General features: G+C 69.1%; 23 protein-coding genes. 13 read left to right on the forward strand and 10 right to left on the reverse strand.

From position 1 onward, the window contains the following. Window position 1: 1 nt before the first annotated feature. The 4 genes from BM252_RS10875 to BM252_RS10885 are packed head-to-tail and all read right to left on the reverse strand — an operon-like array spanning window position 2 to window position 2,882. The gene (locus BM252_RS10875; RefSeq protein ID WP_093387423.1) at window positions 2–1,633 is read right to left on the reverse strand and encodes a M28 family peptidase; all 1,632 of its coding nucleotides are present in this window, start codon (window positions 1,631–1,633) and stop codon (window positions 2–4) included. After that, window positions 1,606–1,962: a hypothetical protein gene (locus BM252_RS31395; RefSeq protein ID WP_217429901.1), complete on the reverse strand. Its 357-nt coding sequence runs from the start codon at window positions 1,960–1,962 to the stop codon at window positions 1,606–1,608. Before BM252_RS31395 ends, BM252_RS10875 begins: the two co-directional genes overlap by 28 nt. Then, window positions 1,962–2,306, reverse strand: coding sequence for a nucleoside recognition domain-containing protein (locus BM252_RS31400; RefSeq protein WP_217429902.1), 345 nt, complete (start codon window positions 2,304–2,306; stop codon window positions 1,962–1,964). The genes BM252_RS31395 and BM252_RS31400 overlap by 1 nt, the downstream gene beginning before the upstream one ends. 33 nt (window positions 2,307–2,339) lie before the next feature. Then, window positions 2,340–2,882, reverse strand: coding sequence for a helix-turn-helix domain-containing protein (locus BM252_RS10885; RefSeq protein WP_093387425.1), 543 nt, complete (start codon window positions 2,880–2,882; stop codon window positions 2,340–2,342). Between the two features lie 132 nt (window positions 2,883–3,014). Here BM252_RS10885 and BM252_RS10890 point away from each other — a divergent pair, with 132 nt between their 5' ends. From BM252_RS10890 to BM252_RS10905, 4 genes are all read left to right on the forward strand, one after another. Continuing rightward, a complete protein-coding gene (locus tag BM252_RS10890; RefSeq protein ID WP_093387427.1) occupies window positions 3,015–3,797 on the forward strand; it encodes an aldolase in 783 nt (260 codons plus the stop codon). Between the two features lie 49 nt (window positions 3,798–3,846). Next, window positions 3,847–4,731 (forward strand): dihydrodipicolinate synthase family protein, encoded by an 885-nt coding sequence (locus BM252_RS10895; protein ID WP_093387429.1) that lies wholly within the window; start codon window positions 3,847–3,849, stop codon window positions 4,729–4,731. Window positions 4,732–4,859: 128 nt separating this feature from the next. After that, a complete protein-coding gene (gluQRS, locus tag BM252_RS10900; protein ID WP_093387430.1) occupies window positions 4,860–5,783 on the forward strand; it encodes a tRNA glutamyl-Q(34) synthetase GluQRS in 924 nt (307 codons plus the stop codon). Between the two features lie 8 nt (window positions 5,784–5,791). Beyond that, complete coding sequence (locus tag BM252_RS10905; protein ID WP_093387432.1) at window positions 5,792–7,318, forward strand: CYTH and CHAD domain-containing protein; 1,527 nt, start codon at window positions 5,792–5,794, stop codon at window positions 7,316–7,318. 45 nt (window positions 7,319–7,363) lie between these two features. Here BM252_RS10905 and BM252_RS10910 read toward each other — a convergent pair whose 3' ends face one another. Continuing rightward, window positions 7,364–8,323: a LysR family transcriptional regulator gene (locus BM252_RS10910; RefSeq protein ID WP_093387433.1), complete on the reverse strand. Its 960-nt coding sequence runs from the start codon at window positions 8,321–8,323 to the stop codon at window positions 7,364–7,366. Between the two features lie 115 nt (window positions 8,324–8,438). Between BM252_RS10910 and BM252_RS10915 the strand changes: the two genes are divergently transcribed. Both BM252_RS10915 and BM252_RS10920 read left to right on the forward strand, forming a co-directional pair. After that, on the forward strand, window positions 8,439–9,140 hold the full coding sequence (locus BM252_RS10915; RefSeq protein WP_093387435.1) for an HAD family hydrolase: 702 nt from the start codon (window positions 8,439–8,441) through the stop codon (window positions 9,138–9,140). A 96-nt stretch (window positions 9,141–9,236) separates the two neighbouring features. Next, a complete protein-coding gene (locus tag BM252_RS10920) occupies window positions 9,237–10,538 on the forward strand; it encodes an NAD(P)/FAD-dependent oxidoreductase (protein ID WP_093387437.1) in 1,302 nt (433 codons plus the stop codon). 22 nt (window positions 10,539–10,560) lie between these two features. Here BM252_RS10920 and BM252_RS10925 read toward each other — a convergent pair whose 3' ends face one another. Together BM252_RS10925 and BM252_RS30955 are read right to left on the reverse strand one after the other, a co-directional pair. Next, the gene (locus tag BM252_RS10925; protein WP_139236408.1) at window positions 10,561–10,986 is read right to left on the reverse strand and encodes a hypothetical protein; all 426 of its coding nucleotides are present in this window, start codon (window positions 10,984–10,986) and stop codon (window positions 10,561–10,563) included. A gap of 90 nt (window positions 10,987–11,076) precedes the next feature. Beyond that, window positions 11,077–11,226: a hypothetical protein gene (locus tag BM252_RS30955; protein WP_174900492.1), complete on the reverse strand. Its 150-nt coding sequence runs from the start codon at window positions 11,224–11,226 to the stop codon at window positions 11,077–11,079. A gap of 102 nt (window positions 11,227–11,328) precedes the next feature. On the opposite strand from BM252_RS30955, the gene BM252_RS10930 reads away from it, so the two are divergent. The 5 genes from BM252_RS10930 to BM252_RS10950 all read left to right on the forward strand — a co-directional run bounded on the left by BM252_RS10930 (window position 11,329) and on the right by BM252_RS10950 (window position 16,644). Beyond that, entirely contained in the window at window positions 11,329–12,273 is a 945-nt protein-coding gene (locus BM252_RS10930) for a LysR family transcriptional regulator (protein ID WP_093387440.1), read from the forward strand. After that, a complete protein-coding gene (locus BM252_RS10935; protein WP_093387441.1) occupies window positions 12,270–12,812 on the forward strand; it encodes a DinB family protein in 543 nt (180 codons plus the stop codon). Before BM252_RS10930 ends, BM252_RS10935 begins: the two co-directional genes overlap by 4 nt. A gap of 132 nt (window positions 12,813–12,944) precedes the next feature. Then, complete coding sequence (locus BM252_RS10940; RefSeq protein WP_093387443.1) at window positions 12,945–14,381, forward strand: DUF3422 family protein; 1,437 nt, start codon at window positions 12,945–12,947, stop codon at window positions 14,379–14,381. Between the two features lie 618 nt (window positions 14,382–14,999). Then, complete coding sequence (locus BM252_RS10945) at window positions 15,000–15,611, forward strand: PEP-CTERM sorting domain-containing protein (RefSeq protein ID WP_139236410.1); 612 nt, start codon at window positions 15,000–15,002, stop codon at window positions 15,609–15,611. 235 nt (window positions 15,612–15,846) lie between these two features. Further along, window positions 15,847–16,644 (forward strand): alpha/beta fold hydrolase, encoded by a 798-nt coding sequence (locus BM252_RS10950; protein ID WP_093387446.1) that lies wholly within the window; start codon window positions 15,847–15,849, stop codon window positions 16,642–16,644. A 31-nt stretch (window positions 16,645–16,675) separates the two neighbouring features. Here BM252_RS10950 and cynS read toward each other — a convergent pair whose 3' ends face one another. Both cynS and BM252_RS10960 read right to left on the reverse strand, forming a co-directional pair. Next, on the reverse strand, window positions 16,676–17,146 hold the full coding sequence (gene cynS, locus BM252_RS10955; RefSeq protein ID WP_093387448.1) for a cyanase: 471 nt from the start codon (window positions 17,144–17,146) through the stop codon (window positions 16,676–16,678). Between the two features lie 48 nt (window positions 17,147–17,194). Continuing rightward, a complete protein-coding gene (locus BM252_RS10960; protein WP_093387450.1) occupies window positions 17,195–17,863 on the reverse strand; it encodes a carbonic anhydrase in 669 nt (222 codons plus the stop codon). A 104-nt stretch (window positions 17,864–17,967) separates the two neighbouring features. Between BM252_RS10960 and cynR the strand changes: the two genes are divergently transcribed. Continuing rightward, window positions 17,968–18,870, forward strand: a complete 903-nt coding sequence (gene cynR / locus BM252_RS10965; RefSeq protein WP_093387451.1) for a transcriptional regulator CynR — start codon at window positions 17,968–17,970, stop codon at window positions 18,868–18,870. Window positions 18,871–18,880: 10 nt separating this feature from the next. On the opposite strand, the gene BM252_RS10970 is transcribed toward cynR, so the two are convergent. Beyond that, the gene (locus BM252_RS10970; RefSeq protein WP_093387453.1) at window positions 18,881–19,759 is read right to left on the reverse strand and encodes an EamA family transporter; all 879 of its coding nucleotides are present in this window, start codon (window positions 19,757–19,759) and stop codon (window positions 18,881–18,883) included. A gap of 200 nt (window positions 19,760–19,959) precedes the next feature. On the opposite strand from BM252_RS10970, the gene BM252_RS10975 reads away from it, so the two are divergent. Beyond that, window positions 19,960–20,469: a MarR family winged helix-turn-helix transcriptional regulator gene (locus BM252_RS10975; RefSeq protein ID WP_093387454.1), complete on the forward strand. Its 510-nt coding sequence runs from the start codon at window positions 19,960–19,962 to the stop codon at window positions 20,467–20,469. Window positions 20,470–20,506: the final 37 nt, after the last annotated feature.

The raw sequence follows: 20,506 nt of genomic DNA on the forward strand, positions 1-20,506 counted from the left end.
ATTACTTGGCCGCGCGCACCTTGCCGAAGGCATCGCCCGCCTTCCAGGCCGGCATGGCCGGCGCGTCGGCGACGCGGCGGCCCAGGTTCAGCGTGAACTGCGCCTGTTGCGTCATGCCCGACAGATCCCAGCCGGCATCGTACTCGTCGCTGACCTGGTGGTAGCGCACCGCGTAGGCGTCCACCGCCTTCTTGGCGGCGGCCGGGTTCTTCACGTAGTCGTGGCCCGCCTCGATCGAGAAGGCCGGCACGCCGCCCTTGGCGAAGTTGAAGTGGTCGCTGCGGAAGTAACCGCCGGCCAGGTCCGGCTCGGCTGCGGAGATGCGCATGCCCATCTGCTTGGCGGTGGCCTCGGCCATCTTGCCCAGCTCGGTGCGCTCGCTGCCCTGGGTGCCGATGTCGCGCGTCAGGCCGACAAAGTTCAGGCTGTCCAGGTTCAGGTTGGCGGCCGTCTTGGCCAGCGGCCACAGCGGCGCGGTGGCGTAGGCGGCGCTGCCCAGCAGGCCCTGCTCCTCGGCGGCGACCCACAGGAACATCTGGCTGCGGCGGGCCGGCGAATGCACCGCCTCCTTGGCCATGGCCAGCAGCGCGGCCGTGCCCGAGGCGTTGTCGACGGCGCCGTTGAAGATGGTGTCGGCGCCCGTGCCTTGCTTGCCCAGGTGGTCCCAGTGGGCGCTGTAGATCACCACCTCGTCCTTCAGTTTCGGATCGGTGCCGGGCACGATGCCGGCCACGTTGAACTGCTCCAGCAGGCGCACGGCGGCCTTCATCTCGCCGCTGACCTTGGCGGCCAGCACCACCGGCTTGAAGTCCTTGCGTTCGGCGCCGGCGCGCAGCGCGTCCAGGTCCTGGCCGGCGGCCTTGAACAGGCTGCGCGCGGTGGCGTCGGTCATCCAGCCGTGCAGGCCGCTACCAAGCGCGCCTTCGGCCAGTTGGAAGCGTTCCGGACCGGCCCAGCTGTTCTGCACCACGCTCCAGCCGTAGGAGGCGGTGGCGTCGGTGTGGATCAGCAGCACGCCGGCGGCACCGCGCCGCTTGGCTTCCTCGAACTTGTAGGTCCAGCGGCCGTAGTAGGTCAGGCCTTTGCCGTTGAAGCGGTTCGGCTGCTCGGCGGTGGGCTGCGGGTCGTTGACCATCATCACCACCACCTTGCCCGTCACGTCGACACCCTTGAAGTCGTCCCAGTCCACTTCCGGCGCGCTGATGCCGTAGCCGACGAAGACCAGGCCGTTGTCGAAACTATGCACCGGCTTGGCGTCGCCCGGCGCCCACACCCAATCCTGGCCGAAGCTCAGCGGCAAGGTCTGGCCGCCAACCTCGATGTGCAGCGTGCTCTCGGCCGGGGTCGACTTGATGCCGGCGATCTTCACCGACTGGCGGAAGCTGGCGCCGTTGGCCGGCTTCAGGCCCAGCGCCGCCGCCTGCGATTCCAAATAGGCGACGGTCAGGTCGCCGCCGCGCTGGCCGGTGCCGCGACCTTCCAACACGTCGTTCGACAGGAAGGCCAGATGGGCGCGCAACGGCGCCTCCTGCACCACCGGCGCGGTTTTACCTTGCTGGGCATGGGCGGGGAAAGCCAGCGCCAGGCTGATGGCCAGGGCGGAGGCTACAAAGGACGGGGACATTTTTTGCATGGGATCCTAATCGCGAATGAGGTTGGGGTGCGGTCGGTGTATTTGCCGCGCCGCACATTGTATGCCAGCGGCGCGCGGCGCCGAAGCGCGACCTCTTGCGCAGTGCAGCAATCGGCCGGCGCGGCCTCAGGCCAGCAGCAGGTGGGCCACGCTGCGCAGCGCGATGCCGACGCAGGCGCCCAGCGCGGCCTGGCGCCAGACGCCGGCGACACGGCGCCCGACGAGACCAGGATCGCCACGCCGGGCAGGTCGAAGGGGTTGAGCAGGAAGCCGGCGCTGCGGTTGAGCATGGCGGCGTCGGCCGTGCCGTGCTCAATCATCTCGTCCATCACGCCCATCCAGGCGGTGGGGCCGGCGCCGTGGCCAGCACCATCGCCAGGGTGGCGGCCAGGTGGCGGTCGGAGGCGCCGCGCTGGTCCATCATGGCCAGGGTGGCGATGGGCGCGGCGAAGCTGACAAAGCTGATCTGCAACAGGGCGAAGATGGACAGCCCGGTCAGGCCCAGCGGCAACAGCAGCGGCGCCAGGCGCGCCACCAGCCAGTCGAGTATGCCCTTGGCTTCGAGCAGGCGCATCAGCGACAGCATCACCACCATCACCGGCAGCAGGATGAAGAAGGCCAGCTCGACGGCGGAGCGGCCGGCGCGCAGAAAAATCTCGGTCAGAAGTTTCATGGCCTATCTAAACCCGGGCGGCGCCGCGTACAACTAGGCGTCCGGCGTGTTGCTCACCACCAGCAGAAGCTCGGCCTGCGCCGGGCCGACGCTGCGCACCCGGTGCGGCGTCATCGCGTTGAAGTACAGCGAGTCGCCCACCTCCAAGCGCACGGTTTCGTCGGGAAATTCGATCTCCACGGCGCCGCTGTGGACGAACAGGAACTCGTCGCCGGCGTGCTCCTTGAACGCCGAGGCGACGAAATCGGCCGGCGGATACACCATGAACGGCAACAGGCGCTTGGGGCCGACGTCGGCGGCGATGCTGGCGTAGCCGCCCTTGCCGCCGGCGCCCGGCTCGGCCACCCGCTGGGCCGCCCGGGTGACGCTGATCATCGCCGCGTTCTGCCCACCGGCGAACAACTGTTCCACATCCACTTGCAAGGCGGCGGCCAGTTTCAGCGCCACCGCGATCGACGGCACGCTCAGGCCGCGCTCCACCTTGGACAGATAACTCTTGGTCAAACCGGTCTTTTCGGCCAGCAGTTCGAGCGACCAACCGTTTTGCTTTCTTAGCAATTTGAGACGTATCGTCATGAGCGCGCATTCCAACGAAAAAAACATTTTACTACATGACACCTTGTGTCCTATACTAATCCTTGTGTCATTTCAGGCGATCCGGAGCGTCGACGGTGGCACCTCCCTTCCATCCCACATTGGAGGCCCGACATGGCCAATACCCTGACCCTACCGAAAGACCAGCTGGTCGCCATCGCCCAACAGCGGCTGGCGCACGGCATCGCCGACAACCATTGGAGCGAGCGCGAAAAGCTCGCCCTGAGCTGCCGCATCCTGTTCGACGCCGGCCACGACGCCGGCCTGGCCGGCCAGATCACCTGCCGCGCGCCGCAGGCCGACACCTACTACACCCAGCAACTGGGGTTGGGCTTCGACGAGATCTCCAGCGCCAACCTGCTCCACGTCAATGAAGATCTGGAGGTGCTGTCCGGCAAGGGCATCCCCAACCCGGCCAACCGTTTCCACAGCTGGGTCTACCGCCAGCGGCCCGACGTGCAGTGCATCATCCACACCCACCCGACCCACGTGGCGGCACTGTCGATGCTGGCGCTGCCGCTGCAAATCGCGCAGATGGACACCACCCCGCTGTACGACGACTGCGCCTTCCTCGGCGAGTGGCCCGGCGTGCCGGTGGGCAACGAGGAGGGCGAGATCATCGCCGCCGCGCTGGGCGACAAGCGCGCCATCCTGCTGGCCCACCACGGCCAGCTGGTGGTCGGCGCCAGCATCGAGGAGGCCTGCATGCTGGCCCTGCTGATCGAGCGCGCCGCCCAGCTGCAACTGCTGGCGATGGCCGCCGGCCAGATCAAGCCATTGCCGCCGGCCTTGGCGCGCGAGGCGCACGACTGGATCTCCACCGCCAAGCGCAGCAGCGTCAGCTTCGCCTACTACGCCCGCCGCGCGCTGCGCCAACACGCCGACTGCCTGGCCTGAGCCGCGCGCGGCACGGCACCCCACCCACATTGAAAAAAGGAAGCACATCATGCAAGCACAATTCCACGGCATCATCGCCTACCCGGTCACCCCCTTCGCCGCCGACGGCAGCCCCGCGCTGGACCAGCTGGCCAAGCTGATCGACAAACTGGTCGCCGACGGCGTCCACGCCATCGCCCCGCTGGGCAGCACCGGCGAGAGCGCCTACCTGTCCGACGCGGAATGGGACGCCGTCGCCGCCACCGCGCTGGCCAGCGTGGCCAAGCGGCTGCCGGTGGTGGTCAGCATCTCCGACCTGACCACGCGCAACGCCATCCGCCGCGCCCAGTTCGCCGAACGCCACGGCGCCGACGCGGTGATGGTGCTGCCGGTGGCCTACTGGAAACTGAGCGCCGACGAGATCTTCGCCCACTACGCCGCCATCGCCCAGGCCATCAGCATTCCGATCATGCTGTACAACAACCCCGGCACCACCGGCATCGACATGCCGCCCGAGCTGATCGTGCGCATCGTCAAGGAGATCGACAACGTCACCATGGTCAAGGAGAGCAGCGGCGACATCCAGCGCATGAACCGGCTGATGCAGCTGGGTCGGGGCGACATCGCCTTCTACAACGGCAGCAACCCGCTGGCCTTCGCCGCCCTGACGGCCGGCGCCACCGGCTGGTGCACCGCCGCGCCCAATCTGCACGCGGCGCTGCCGCTGGCGCTGTACCGCGCGGTGCAGGAAGGCGACTTGGCGGCGGCGCGCGCCTGCTTCCTGCAGCAACTGCCGTTGCTGCAGTTCATCGTCAAGGGCGGCCTGCCGACCACGGTGAAGGCCGGCCTGCGCCTGCTCGACTTCGACGCCGGCCTGCCGCGCCTGCCGCTGCAGGCCTTGCCGGCGGCGGCCGAGCAGGAGCTGCGGCAGATCCTCGCCGCCCTGCCCGCCTGACGCCAAGGCCGCCAAATCGAGAAAGATCACGGCCGCAAGCTGAGGGTCAGACCCTAGGGTCTGACCCTGGTCATCTGCCTTGGCGGCGGCTCCTGGCTCGCCGCCGCCGCAGGCGCTAGAATTGCGGCATGAGTGAACAAGCACAATACATCGGGCGCTTCGCCCCCTCGCCCACCGGCCCGCTGCACCTGGGCTCGCTGGTGGCGGCCATGGCCAGCTATCTGGATGCACGGTTGCACGGCGGCCGCTGGCTGGTGCGCATCGAGGACGTCGACGGCGACCGCAACGTGGCCGGCGCCGACCAGCACATCCTCGCCTCGCTGCAACGCTGCGGCATGCGGTGGGACGGCGAGGTCACCTGGCAGAGCCGGCGCACCGCCCTGTACCAGGCCGCGCTGGAGCAACTCGGCGCCCTGGTCTACCCCTGCGCCTGCTCGCGCAAGGAGATCGCCGACTCACAGCTGAGCCTGACGGGCAAGCAGGCCCAGTCGCAAATCTACCCCGGCACCTGCCGCCACGGCCTGGCGCCCGGCCGCGTCGCGCGCGCGCTGCGCCTGCGCGTGCCGTGCGGCGCCGAGCCCTTGCGTGTGCTAGGCTTCACCGACCGCTGGCAGGGTTGGCTCAGCCAGGATTTGTGCGACGAGGTCGGCGACTTCGTGGTCAAGCGGGCCGACGGTTTTTGGGCCTACCAGCTGGCCGTGGTGGTCGACGACGGCGCCCAGGGCGTCACCGACATCGTCCGTGGCGCCGACCTGATCGACTCGACACCGCGCCAGCTCTACCTGCAACATCTGCTTGATCTACCGCAGCCGAGCTATCTGCACGTGCCGGTGGTCAGCAACGAAGCGGGCGAGAAGCTGTCCAAACAAACGGGTGCGCAGGCCTTCGACAACGGCGCCCCGGTGGAGCAACTATTGAACAGCGCGCTGCTGCCGGCCGCGCGCTTGCTCGGCTTGGAGCTGGCCGCCAACAGCGTCGAACAGTTCTGGCGCGTCGCCGTGCCGGCCTGGGGCCGGGTGGTGGAACGCGCATCGCAGAAGGCACAACAATGAGCACCGCAATGGAAATCGAACTCAAACTCCTGCTCGACGCCAACGACAACGAGCGCCTGCGCCAACACCCCCTGGTCGCCGCCCACAGCGACGGCCGGAGCAGCCACCAGAACCTGCTGGCGCGCTACTTCGACACCGCCGACTTCGCCCTGCGCCGCCAGCAGGCCGGCCTGCGCGTGCGCCAGATCGACGGCATGTGGGTCCAGACGATGAAGGCGGGCGGCAGCGTGCAAGGCGGCCTGCACCAGCGCAACGAATGGGAGGGGCCGGTCAAGCGCGCCTGGCCCGAGCTGGGCAAGCTGAAAAAAATGATGGCCGCCGACGCCGACTGGCGCGCCCTGCTCGACGGCGACCTGGCCAAGCGGCTCGAGACCCAGTTCACCGTCCGCGTCGAGCGCGACAAATGGGACGTGCGGGTGGGCGACGACGACATCGAGCTGGTGCTCGACCACGGCAGCGTCGAACACCAGGAGCACAGCAGCCCCGTCAACGAGATCGAACTGGAGTTGAAGTCGGGCAGCCCGCAGGGCCTGTACGCCTTCGCGCTGGCCTTGCTGGACGACATCCCCCTGCGCCTGAGCAACACCAGCAAGGCCGAGCGCGGCTATGCCCTGTGCAGCCAGTCCGGCACCATCGTCAGCAAGGCGCGCGCGCCGGCGCTGCCGGCCGGCGCCAGCGTGCTGCAGGGCATGCAGGCGATCGTCGACAGCTGCCTGCAACAGATCCAGGCCAACGAGGACGGCGTCATCCACACGGACAACCCGGAGAGCGTGCACCAGATGCGCGTCGGCGTGCGCCGCCTGCGCTCGGCGCTCAAGTTGTTCGACGGCGCCGCGCCCTGCCCGCCCGATCTGCTCGAGGAAATCGACTGGCTGGGCGGCGTGCTGGGCGGCGCGCGCGACTGGGAGGTGTTGTCGGGCGGCACGCTGCAAAGGCTGGCCGACTCGCCGGCCGCGCTGCGCCACCTGCTGGCGATCCAGCAGCCGGTGCTGCTGCAGGCCAAGCAGGCGCGCCGCGACGCCGCCCAGGCGCTGCTGTCGCCGCGCTACACCCGCCTGCTGCTGCGCTTTTGCAGCTGGCTGCTGGAGCTGCCGGCGCAGGCCGAACTGGACGGCGCGACGCTGGCCAGGCCGCTGCAAAAATTCGCCCGCGACACCATCAAGCGCAACCAGCAGCGCCTGCTCGAACGCGGCAAGGCCATCGCCGACGGCGACGCCGCCAGCCTGCACCGCCTGCGCATCGCCGGCAAGAAGGCGCGCTACGCGCTGGAGTTCTTCCAGCCGCTGTACCGCGCCGGCGGGGTGCGCCGGCAGATCGGCGCGCTGACGGCGATCCAGGACGAGCTGGGCCGCCACAACGACCTCAGCGTGGCCGGCCGCCTGCTGGCGCAGTTGCAACAGGAACACAGCGGCGGCGCCGAGTCGATCGCCTTCGCGCGCGGCTACCTGCTGGCCCAGCAAGGCCAGGAGACCGGCGCCGTGCTCAAGGCCTGGCGCGCCTTCAAAACGCTGCCGCTGCCGCGCCCGGCCGGCTGAGCCGGCGAGGGACGCCCGGCCGCCTGAGCCGGGGGCGCGGCAGACCTAGGGCGCCGGCGCGCGCGCCTTGCGGCCGATCTTTTTGTAGAAGCCCTCCAATTCGCGCCGCACCAGGTCCTGGCCGTTGTCGATCACATAGTCCTGGAAGGCCGCCGCCACCTTCGGGATCGGCTGGTCGGTCAAGTGCATCACGTGCCAGTCGGCCTCGACCGGGTTCTCCTGCATCGGCAGGATCGCCAGCAGGCCGGTCTCGAACTCCAGCGCGCAGGCGTGCACCGACAGGAAGCCCAGGCCCAAGCCGGCCGACACCATGCGCTTGATCGCCTCGTTGCTCGACACCTCGGAACCGAAGTTGAGCGGATGGCCGCTGTCGCGGAACAGCCGCTCGATCGCCGAACGGGTGCCCGAGCCGCGCTCGCGCACCAGCAGGTTGTAGCCCATCACGTCGTTCAAGCTCACCTTGCGCTTCTTCATCAGCGCGTGCGTCGGGCTGGCCACGAAGGCCATCGGGTGGCGCGCGAAGCGGGCCGCGTTGGTGCGCAGCTCGCGCGGCGGCGTGCCCATGATGGCCAGGTCGATCTCGTGGCGCGCCAGCATGTTGACGATCTCGGCGCGGTTGCCCACCTGCAGCTTGAGGCGCACGTCGGGCCGCTCCAAGGTGAACGGCACCAGCAGCGGCGGCAGCAAGTGCTCGGCGGTGGTGACCGCGCCGATGCGCAGCGTGCCGCTGGTCACGCCCTGCAGCGCGGCCAGCTCGTCGCCGGCCTGGTCCCACAGGCGCAGGATGCGCTCGGCGAAGTCGACCATCACCTCGCCGGCGGCGGTCAGCTGGATGTTGCGGCCCAGCTTGCGCGTCAGGGCGATGCCGGCGATTTCCTCGAGTGTGCGCAATTGCAACGAAACCGCCGGCTGCGTGACGTGCATCGCGTCGGCCGCGCGCGACACGCTTTCATGCCGGGCGATCAGCACCAGCGACTGGAGCTGGCGGAAACTGGCGTGATGCATAAGCCTATCCTTATCAATTATCGAATAACTTTAATTTTTCTTTTGGTTATTCTACAACTATATTAGGCTCATCCACCGCAGTTTTGCGATCACCCACCTTTTAGCGGAGCACGACATGAGCATCGACGTAATCTTCCTGGGCCTCGACGGCGTACTGTTCGACACCGAAGCGCTGCACCTGGCGGCTTGCAACGCCGCCTTCGCCCAGGCCGGCCTGTCGCTGCGCTGGACCCTGCCGGCGCTGCGCGGCGCCGCCGCCACCCACGGCTACGCCCGCGCCGTCGGCGCCGCGCTCGGCGGCGAGCCGCTGGCGCGCGACAAGGCCCGCGTCGCCGAGCTGTTCGCCGCCAAGCACGCCCACTTCCAGCAGGCCGTGGCGCAGCAGGCGCTGAAGCCTTCGCCTGCCGCGCTGGCGCTGATCGAGGACGCCCGCGCCGCCGGCTGCAAGCTGGCCGTGCTGTCGGACCTGCCGGCGCCGGTCACCGCCCAGCTGCTCGAGCAATGCTTCGGCGCCGACGTCAACAGCCTGTTCGCCGTGGTCGCCGGCGGCGCCAACTTCGACGGCCCGGCCGGCACCGGCCCGCACGCCCGCGCCCTCAACGCCATGGGCCTGGAGCCGGCCGCCAGCATCGCCATCGACGCCGCCGCGCCCAGCCTGCGCGCGGCCGAGGCGGCCGGCCTGTGGACCGTCTCGGTGGCGCCCTACGGCGCCGACGTGCTGCGGCCGCAGCAGTTCATCACCTTCGACGCGCTGCGCGAACTGCGCACCAGCCCGTTCACGGCCAATCCGCAGGAAGAGCAGGAACTGGCCGCCTAAGCGAGACGAACGGGGCGGCCGAGCGGCCGGCCCGGCATAGCCGGAAGCCTGAGGACCATCCTGTCGCACACCATCAACACACTCTGGAGGCGAACCATGGACACCATCGTTATCGTAGGAGGCGGCGCCGGCGGACTCGAACTGGCCACCCGCCTGGGCGACACCCTGGGCAGGAGCAAGCGCGCCCGCGTGCTGCTGGTCGACCGCTCGCCGGGGCACTTCTGGAAGCCGCTGCTGCACACCGTGGCCTCCGGCAAGTGCGACCCGCAGGTGACGCAGATCGAGTTCTCCGCCCAGGCGGCCGAGCACGCCTTCGAGTTCGTCCAGGGCGAGGTGCTGTCGATCGACCGCGCCCGCCGCAGCGTCGAGCTGGCGCCGCGCTGCGTCGACGGCCTCGAGCTGCAGCCGCGCCGCCGCCTGCCCTACGACAAGCTGGTGCTGGCGCTGGGCTCGGTGACCAACTTCTTCAACGTGCCCGGCGCGGCCGAGCACGCGCTGACGCTCGACAACGTCGGCGAGGCCGAGGCCTTCCGCAAGCGCTTCGTCGCCGCCTGCATCCGCGCCGGCGAGCACAAGGCCAACGGCAACCTGGCGCTGGGCCGGGTCGGCGTGGTGATCGTCGGCGGCGGCGCCACCGGCGTCGAACTGGCGGCCGAGCTGAGCCACGCCGCCCGCTCGCTGGCCGAGTACAAGGTGCACGCCCTCGACCCGCTGCGCGACGTGCAAATCAGCGTCATCGAGCGCGGCCAGTACCTGCTGCCGCACCTGCACCCGCAGTTGTCGGAGCGCGCCGCGCGCCACCTGCGCTCGCTCGGCATCGCCGTGCTGACCGGCACCGCCGTGGCCAGCGTGGCGCCGGGCGCCGTGCTCGACGCCACCGGCCAGGCCCACCCGGCCGACCTGATGCTGTGGGCCGCCGGGGTCGAGGCGCCGGCGCTGTGCGCCAGCCTCGGCCTGGCGGTCAACCGGCTGCGCCAGATCGTCGTCGACGCCACGCTGCAGGCCGGCGGCGACGCCAACGTCTACGCCTTCGGCGACTGCGCCAGCTTCACCTGTCCACAGAAGGGCACGGCGGCGCCGCCGCGCGCCCAGGTGGCGCACCAGCAGGCGATGTTCCTGGCCGACCTGCTGGCGCGCCGCGACACGCCGCGCAAGCCGGACTTCCGCTACCGCGACTATGGTTCCCTGGTGTCATTGGGGCCGCTGGCGGCGGTCGGCGTGTTGACCGGCGCGCTGAGCGGCAAGAGCGTGCACGTGGGCGGCGCGGCGGCACGCCTGCTGTACCGCCTGATGTACCAGAAGCACCTGCTGGCCCTGCACGGCATGGCCAGGACGGCGGCGCACAGCCTGGTCGACTGGCTGCGCGGCAAGCTGGTGCCGCCGGTCAAACTGCACTAAGGGTGCGCCGGACCGGTTCGCCTCAGTAGTCGAACTTCGAGCCGCGCGAGTTGCGCTTGGAGAAGGGCACCGGTTCGGCCTCGACGCGCAAGCGCTCGCGCTCCATCTTGACCATCAGCGCGTGCTGGGCGCGCTCCTCGCGCTCGTCGTCGAGTAGGCGTTGCTTGGCGATGCGCTGCTGGCAGTCGCGGAACAGCTTGACCCGCTGCGACATGGCGACCACCCACAGCACGCCCATCAACAGCAGCACGGCGACGTAGCCGGTCTGCCACAGCGCGTAGTTCTGCTCGATGACGGGAAACAGCGGGCGGGCGTCGGCCAGGAACTGCTGGCCGAAGAAGGCCAGCACGACCGCCGCCAGGCCCAGGCCGATGGTGCTGAGGATATGCCAGCCGCTGGTCTTCAGGCGTTGGCTCAGGTAGTTCGCGGTGTCGATGGAGTTGGTCATGTGGCGTGGCAGGCGGTGGCGGCGCGGCGGCAAGCCCGGCGCCTAGGCCGCCATCTTACGCTATTTCCACATGGGAATAAATATTTGCGATTATTCCTGGTTGTCGATTTTTTCAGCCGACGCCGGCGCGGCGCCCTGCGCCGCCCCGCCGCGCGCCCGCAGGCACTGGACGACAATCAGTTTAACGGCAATACTCAGGCCCATTCCGGCGCAGCCGACGATCACCAGCAAATCGCTCATGTTGTTTCTCCCTTTGCTTGGATCAGGCCAGACTGTAACGCCGCCAGCGGCACCGGCGCCAATATCAAATGTGCGCCCCAGCTATCTCGAAAAGGCATAGGCATGATCTCGCTCAAACAGATGAAGTATTTCGTGGAAATCGTCGACGCCGGCAGCTACTCGCGCGCCGCCGAGCGCCTGTACGTGGCGCAGTCGGCGCTGAGCCGCCACATCAAGGAGCTGGAGAACGAGCTGCAGGCCGTGCTGCTCGAACGCGACGCCCGCCACTTCGAGCTGACCGAGGCGGGCCGCCTGTTCCACCAGCGCAGCAAGCGCCTGTTGCAGGAGCTGGCCGAGACGGTGCAACAGACCCAACACGTGAGCAAGGGCGAGCAGGGCACCATCCGCCTGTTGCACTCGAGCTCGGTGACCTTGACGGCGGCCATCGGCGCCGCCCTGCACCGCCTGCTCGACGACTTCCCCGGCGTCACGCTGGAGGTGGCCAAGGCCGCCTCCGACCACCAGGTGAGCGACATCGAGGAGGGCCGCGCCGACCTCGGCCTGGTGCGCCTGCCGGTGCTGCGCCGCCACGCCAACATCGAGCTGCGCGAGGTGTTCAGCGAGCGCCTGGTGGTGGCCGTGCCGCGCCGCCACCGCCTGGCCGAGCAGGCCGCCGGCGACATCGCCGGGCTGCGCGGCGAGCGCTTCGTCTCGCTGCCCCACCCCGAGCGCGGCGGCCTGAGCTACCTGGTCGCCGGCCTGTGCCAGGCGCAGGGCTTCTTCCCCACGGCGGCGCGCGCCACCTCGCGCAAGACCTCGCTGCTGAACCTGATCGAGGCCGGCTTCGGCATCGCCATCGTGCCCGACAGCATGCGCGAGGTGGCGCCGGCCGGCGTCCGCTTCCTCGACCTGCCGCCGCAGCAGGCCGGCTCCATTGTCGGCCTGCTCCGCCGGCGCGACACGGCGCCGATTGTGGCAAAATTCGCCACGGCGTTCGAGCAGGCGCTGCGCCAACTGCCCGGCGCGTCCGCGCCCCCGGGCGCGCACCCCACCGAGGAAGCACGATGAGCACACGCGAACACTTCGCCTTGATGGCGAGCTACAACGAGACGATGAACCAACAGGTCTACGCCGCCGCCGCGCGGCTGGCGCCGGCCGAGCTGACGGCCGAGCGCGGCGCCTTCTTCGGCTCCATCATCGGCACGCTGAACCACCTGGTGGTGGCCGACACCATCTGGCTGCAACGCTGCGCCGCCCTGCCGGCCACCCACCCGGCGCTGGACCCGGTGCGGGCGCTGCCGGCGCCGAGCGCACTGGGCCAGGTGCTGGAGACGGAACTGGCGCCGCTGCTGGCGCGCCGGCGCGCGCTCGACGCCGTCATCCACGCCTTCGTCGCCGAACTCGGCGACGAGGAGCTGGCCGGCCCCCTGCGCTACCACAACACCAAGGGCCTGCCCTTCGCCAAGCGGCTGTCCAGCGTGCTGGCCCACCTGTTCAACCACCAGACCCACCATCGCGGCCAGGCCAGCACCCTGCTGTTCCAGGCCGGCCAGGACATCGGCGTGACCGACCTGCTGGTGCTGATTCCGAACGAGCCGGCGGACTGAACCATCACGGCCGGCCATAGCCGACCATAGCCGGCCAAAGCATATATTGCAAAACGAAAGTTGTGACGAATCTTATGCGGCGATATACTCGTTGACAACACCTACTCATCCTTTACCCACCTTGGGAGGGCTATGCCCGTCGCTTACCGTGCCAACGCCGATTTCGCCAAACTGAACCACCCCTTGCGGGTGCCGCTGGCCGCCGAGATCCATTCGCGCCCCTTCCTGGCGCTGCAGGCACCGGAGACGCTGACCCACTTCGCGCTGTACGCGCCGGTCGAACCGGGCGCCCAGCACAACCACCGCGCCGTCCAGCACCGCATCCTGCAGGAGCTGTGCCTCCACTACGGCGTGGCCGTGCCGCATCCGCAGGCGCGCTACTTTTACCACGACTTCGACCGCTTCCGCCTGAAGTGGGAATGCCACACCGAGTTCGCCACCTACACCTTCGTCGAGCGCGGCGCCGAGGCGGCCGGCTGGCGCCAGGCCTTCGAGCGGGCGCCGCTGCAACACGTGCCGCAGGAATGGCTGGCCGGGCTGCACGGCAAGATCATCGTCGCCGCCCACGTCGTGCTGAGCAAGGACGCGCCGACCGGGGCGGGCGCGGCGGCCGCGCCGCGCGGCGGGCCGGGCGAGGACCTGCCAGAGGACCTGCGCGAGGAGCTGCGCGAACTGTTCCAGGGCAACGTGCTGGTCGGCGGCAGCGTCGGCGGCGGCGGCGGCGAGATCTGGACCGACTTCAAGATCCAGCCGGACGGCTTCAGCCGCTTCGTCGTGCGCGACCTGAGCCTGCGCGAGTTCCAGGCCGGCCGCCTGGTCGGCCGCTTGCTGGAGATCGAAACCTACCGCACCATGGCGCTGCTCGGCCTGCCCCAGGCCGAGGCCAGCCAGCCGGCCCTCAACACCATCGAGAGCGAACTGGCGGCGCTCACCGCCACGCTGGTGCAAAGCGAGCAGGGCGCGGCCCCGGCGGCCGGCTCCAACGAGGACCAGAACCTGCTGCACCGCATCTCCGGCTTGGCGGCGCGGCTGGAGAAGCTGTCGGTCAACAACAGCTACCGCTTCGCCGCCTCGCAGGCCTACTTCAGCCTGGTGCAGGCGCGCATCCAGGAGCTGCGCGAACTGCGCATCGAGGGCATGCCGACCCTGGCCGAGTTCATGGGCCGGCGGCTGGCCCCGGCCATGCACACCTGCACCTCGGTGGCACAGCGGCAGGAGGCGCTGGCCACGCGTATCGCCCGCAGCAACGACCTGCTGCGCACCCGCGTCGGCATCGAGCAGGAGCGGCAGAACCGCAAGATCCTGCAGTCGCTCGACGCCCGCGCCGCCCAGCAGCTGCGGCTGCAACAGGCGGTCGAGGGCCTGTCGGTGGTGGCCATCTCCTACTACCTGCTGGGGCTGGTCGGCTACGCCGGCAAGGCGATGAAGGCGAGCAACCTGCCGGTCAATCCCGACCTGCTGACCGGCCTGATGGTGCCGCTGGTCACCGCCGGCGTCTGGTTCTGCCTGCGCAAGCTGCACCAGCAGCTGCACGCGGCGGCCGGCGCCGCGCCGCGCCACGGCGCCTGAGTGTCCGGGCGGGCGCGACGGCGCCCGCCGCCGATGCCGGCTGGCATCTGCAAATGTGAACGACTTGTTCATAACTAATCATTATCTTTTCCGTCCCCGCCGCACTACCATGCCCGCTCGAATATCGAACGCGCCCCTATTGCGGAGCCGAATCAAGGATGATGCAAACCTTCCTCATAATGCTGGGAATCGCAGGCGTGGTCGTCAGCCTGCTCGTCAAATACGTCTTCGCCACCCTGCGCCGGACGCCGCCCGGCGACACCCCGCCACGCCAGCGCCGGCGCCCGGCAAGCTCGCCTCATGCAAGGCGCCAGGCGGCGCCCCGCCGCCCGCCCGACTAATCGTCCACCCGGCTTTCCACACCGAACACCGGCAGGAGCGAGCCCTGCGGGCGTATGCGCGGACGCGGCCAAAAGGTGCATTTATGTGCTTACAATTTACATATATTCACTGTGGAAACTAATGTTGTATTTTTGCACTTTGAGTTATTTTTTTGGAACCTTAGTGGGCAAAATGCTACTATCGTTCCTGTAGTGCCCGTATCAAGCGCGCTGACGAAACTGACGGGAAATGGGGTCAATTTCACTTCTGCGCAACACCACCAATTCAGAGGACAAAATGAACTTCTCCACTTCCGCGGTCGCCAAAACCACCCTGCTCGCCGCCACGCTGCTGGCCGCCTCCAGCGCCTTCGCCGCGCCACCGCCGCCACCTGTGTGGACCGACGTAGGCCCCGCCAGCGGCTTCATGATCGACGGCAACGTCATCACCTACTCGCCTTCGCCGGCGCTGGAAGTGAAGTACTACGATGGCAACATCGCCAACCAGAGCGCCGCCAACATCATGGCCGTCATCAACACCCAGTTCGGCTTGACCGGCCTCAACGCACTGACCGCCGTCGTGTCGCAGTGCGACAACCCAACCAGCGCGTGCACCAACGGCTCCGGCGCGCTGGCCTCCACGCCGTACAGCAACAGCTTCACCAGCAACGGCTCGTACGACTACCTGGCGGTGCACTTCGGCCAAGGCGAATTGCTGTTCCACTGGAGCGCACCGCTGGCCGCCGGCACCACCTTCAGCATCGGCGGTCTGCCCCACGGCCTGAGCAACTACCGCGCCTACGAGTCGCCAACCGCCCCTGTGCCTGAGCCAGGCACCTACGCCATGCTGCTGGGTGGCCTGGGTCTGCTGGGCATGATCAGTCGCCGCCGTTCGGCCGCCAAGAAATAAGCAGGGAACAAAAAGTAATACTTCAGCAAGAAATTGAAGGGCGGCCAGCGCGAGTTGGTCGCCCTGTTTTTTTGGCCGCAGCGGGTTGGCATTTGGCAAAACAGCCGGACCGGGCGCACCGCAAACAGTGCGCCGTAGGCAGCCCACCGTAAACAGCAGGTATCAAACGGCACGCTTCAAACAGCACGTTTCAGACAGCATATAATCGCCGCTTTTCCTCTTCCCATCACCGTCCATGCCTACCACCGCACTGCCGCCGGACGCGCGGCCTGCCCTCGTTTTACTGCACAGCTCCATGAGTTCCCGCGCCCAGTGGTCCGACCTGATCGCCCAACTAGAGTCGCGCTTCCGCTGCATCGCCGTCGATTTGCTCGGCTACGGCAAGTCGCCCTTCCCGGCCGACATCGGCGCCGCCTTCTCGCTGGCCCACGAGGCCGACGCCGTCAACGCCGCCCTCGCCGCCCACCTGGACCCGGCCGAGCCCTTCCACCTGGTCGGCCACTCCTACGGCGGCGCCACGGCGCTGCGCATCGCCCGCCAGATGCCGGCGCGCGTGCTGTCGCTGGCCCTGTTCGAGCCGGTCGCCTTCCACCTGCTGCCGGCGCACGACGCGGCGCGCATGGAGATCGAGGCGGTGGTGGCGCAGATCATGCGTGCCGACACGGCGCCGGACGCCACCCGCATCTTCATCGACTATTGGAACCGCCCCGGCGTGTTCGACAGCCTGCCGGCCGTCCAGCAGGACAAGCTCGGCGGCCAGATCGCCAAGGTCAAGCTGGACTTCCAGGCCCTGCTGGGCGAGCCGGCCACGCTGGCCGACCTGGCCGGGCTGGACATGCCGGCGCTGGTGCTGTCCGGCCTGAACAGCCCGGCCTCGACGCGCCGCCTGGCCGAGCGCCTGGCGGCGGCCCTGCCGAACGCCAGCGCGCTGCAGACCAAGGGCGGCCACATGGCGCCGATCAGCCACGCCGCCGTGGTCAACGCCGCCCTCGCCGACTTCCTGCAGGGCGCCGAAGTCGGCAGCCCCGCCTAACAGTCTCGGTGTCGGCCGGGCGGCGCGCCGCTCAGAACGGCTTGGTCGGCAGATACTTGCCGTCGAGCGTGATGACGGCGCGCGAGCCGCCCTCCGGATCGTCGACCTTCTTGATGTCGAGCTTGAAGTTGATCGCGCTGATGATGCCGTCGCCAAACTGCTCGTGCACCAGCGCCTTCAAGGTGGTGCCGTAGACCTGGATCATCTCGTAGAAGCGGTAGATGGTCGGGTCGCTCGGGATGCCGTCGGCGAAGCTGCCGCGCAGCGGAATCTGCTGCAACAGCAACACCGCCTCGGCGTCCAGGCCGAGCCGCTCGGCGACGATCTCGGCCACCGGCTGCGGCAGCGGATGCTGGCCCAGCAGGGCCGCCGTCACGTACACCAGGCTCAGGCCGGTGCCGGCGGCGAGCGCCTCCCAGCTCAGGTTCTTGGCCGCCTTGGCGGCCAGGATGCGCTCGCTCAGGGCGAGGCGGGGGGCGGAGAATACGTTCGAATGTGGCATGGTCTTTCCTTTCATGGTTTGGTGGGGACTACTAGGGTGTGAAACAGTTCAGCCGACCAGCGCCAGCGCCGACGGCTGGCTGCGCATGGCGCGGGTATGGGGAAACTTGTCGAGTTGCACGAAGCGGCCCGAGTCGCCGTCCAGCGCCAGCATGCCGCCGCTCTCGATGTCGTAGACCCAGCCGTGCAGGTCGAGCTTGCCCTGTTCGACCGCCAGCGCCACCGACGGATGGGTGCGCAGATTGGCCAGCTGGGCCACCACGTTGTCGCGCACCAGGGCGCTGACGCGCGCCTCCGGCGAGCTGTGGCGGCGCGCCGCGTTGATCGCCTTGGCGGCGTCGGCGTGGCGCAGCCAGTTGGCCACCGCCGGCAGGTGGTCGAGGCAGGTGCAATTGGCGATGGCCGACATGGCGCCGCAGTCGGAGTGGCCGCAGATCACCACGTCGCTCACCCCCAGCACCGCCACCGCGTACTCCACCGTGGCCGACACGCCGCCCGGCTCCGGGCCGTAGCCGGGCACGATGTTGCCGGCGTTGCGGATCACGAACAGCTCGCCCGGCTCGCTCTGCACCAGCAGCTCCGGCACCACGCGGCTGTCCGAGCAGGTGATGAACAGCGCGCCCGGCGCCTGGCTGTTGGCCAGCTTGCCGAACAGCTCGGCCCGCTGCGGATAGGCGGCGCGACGGAAGCGCATAAAACCTTTGATCACGTCTTTCATGTTCTTGTCCCGAGAAGTAATGGACGTAGAATAGGCCGGCACGGCCATAAGATCTAATACTTGTTTATAATCACGGTTATAAGCCCACCTTATAGTTTAATCCCATGCTGCTGCGTCACATCCGCTACCTCTTGGCCGTCGCCGAACACCGCAACTTCACCCGCGCCGCCCAGGCGCTGCACGTGTCGCAGCCGGCGCTGTCGCAGCAGATCAAGCAATTGGAGGAGGGCTTCGGCGCCCGCCTGTTCGACCGCAGCGGCCGCAGCGTGCAATTGACCGACGCCGGGCAGGCCTATCTGGCCCACGCCCGCCGCGCCCTGGCCGAACTGGACGCCGGCGAACGCGCCATCCACGACGTGCGGGACTTGTCGCGCGGCAGCCTGCACCTGGCCATCACGCCCACCTTCACCGAGTATTTGGTGGCGCCGCTGGTCGAGCGCTTCGGCGCGCGCCATCCCGGCATCGAGCTCACCGTCAGCGAGATGACGCTGGACCAGATCGTCGCCGAACTGGGCGACGACGGCGTCGACCTGGGCATCGCCTTCAGCGGCGTACGCGCCGCCGAGATCGACAGCCTGCCGCTGTTCCAGGAACGGCTGACCCTGGTGGTCGGCCGCGACCACCCCTACGCCGGCGCCGGCCCGCTGGCGCCGCAACAATTGCAGGACCAGCCGCTGGCCCTGCTGACGCGCGAGTTCGCCACCCGCCAAAGCGTCGACGCCTGGCTGGCCGGGCACGGCGTGGCGCCGCGCATCATGTTGCAGGCCAACTCGATCAGCAGCGTCGTCAAGATCGTGCGCCAGGGCCGCATGGCCACCCTGCTGCCCGACGCCATCGCCCGCGCCCAGCCGGAGCTGGTCTGCGTGGCGCTGGCGCCGGCGCCGCCGGCGCGCACCGTCGCCATGCTCGGCCGCAAGGACGGCTACCGCAGCGCCGCCGCCGGCGCCGCCGCCGACTTGCTGCTGGCGATGGCGGCCGAGTTCGGTCCGCCGCCCGAGGCCGCCTGAGCCGGCCCGTTCAGGCCGGCGCGCGCGGCGCCGACGCCCACTGCACCGCGAGTATGCTACCGATCACCAGCGCCATGCCCAGCAGCGACACGCCGCCCAGCGACTGCCCCAGCAGCGCCCAGCCCAGCGCGACCGCCGTCAGCGGACTGAGCAAACCCAGCGACGACACCGCCACCGGCGACAAGCGCGCGATGCCACGGAACCACAGCGCATACGCCAGCATCGCGCCGGCCACGGAAAGGTAGGCGTAGCCCAGCAGCTGCGGCCCGCTCAGCGCCGGCAACGGCGCGTCCACCAGCGCGGCCACCGGCGCCAGCATCAAGCCGCCGGCCAACAACTGCCAGCCGGTGAAGGCCAGCACCGGCACGTCCGGCCGCCAGCGGCGCGCCAGGAAGGTGCCGGCCGCCATGCAGACGGCGCCGGCCAGCGCCGCCGCGATGCCCACCGCGTCCCATGCCGAGCCGGGCGACAGCAGCAGCGCCGCCATGCCGCCTATGCCGACCACGCCTGCCGCCACCGCCAAGCCGGGCGGACGGCGGCCGTCCACCGACCATGCCAAGCCCATCACCAGCAGCGGCTGGATCGCGCCGACCACGGCGGCCAGCCCGCCGGGCAAACGGTAGGCGGCGACGAACAGCAGCGCCTGGAAGAAGCCGATGTTCAAGGCCGACAACAGCAGCAGCCGGCCCCACTGCCCCCGTTGCGGCAGGCGGCGGCTGAACAAGGTCAACAATATGCCGGCCGGCAGCACGCGCAACAGCGCCGCCGTGAACGGCCGGTCCGGCGGCAGCAACTGCGTGGTGACGATATAGGTCGAGCCCCAGATGACGGGTGCCAGCGCCGTCGTCAGCACGTCGGCCCAGGTGGCGATGCGGTTCGATGTTTTCATGGCGAATTACCTTGAGTTCAAGATAAATAATGCTAACACATATCTTGAACTCAAGTTAAATCGCCCCGCAACACCGGCGCGCCGGCCGGCAGTTCGACTTGGGCGTGACGGCACGCACCGACATCGGCGTGCCGTCCCGGCTGCACGTGCTGGTGGGCGGCGGCATATAATCTTCACCTCAAGACAAACCGGGACAGCAGATGAAAACAGAGCGAGCCGCCGACGCGGTCGACCGCATCCTCGACCAGTGGCACCGCGAGCGGCCGGACCTGGACGTCGCCCCGATGGCGACCATCGGCCGCCTGCGCCGCTGCGCCCTGCTGCTGCAGCGCCGCCTCGACGACACCTTCGCCGACTTCGGCATGAGCAGCTGGGAGTTCGACATGCTGGCCACGCTGCGCCGCGCCGGCGCGCCGCACCGGCTGACCCCGACCGCGCTGTTCTCGGCGCTGATGATCACCTCCGGCACCATGACCCACCGCCTGCAGCGGCTCGAGGCGGCCGGCTGGATCGTCCGCCTGCCCAACCCGGACGACGCCCGCAGCATGCTGGTGCAGCTGAGCGAGGCCGGGCTGCAACTGGTCGACCGCGCCGTCGAGGCGCACGTGGCCAACGAGCACCGCATCCTGGCGCCGCTCGACAGCAAGCAGTTGGCCGCGCTCGACGCCGGCCTGGCGCGCCTGCTGGCGGTGCTGGAACCGGGTGCGTAATAGATTTCGGGCCGCGCCCAAGCATAACATTGCATAG

This window comes from Rugamonas rubra, from assembly GCF_900114705.1.
Classification (GTDB): domain Bacteria; phylum Pseudomonadota; class Gammaproteobacteria; order Burkholderiales; family Burkholderiaceae_D; genus Rugamonas; species Rugamonas rubra.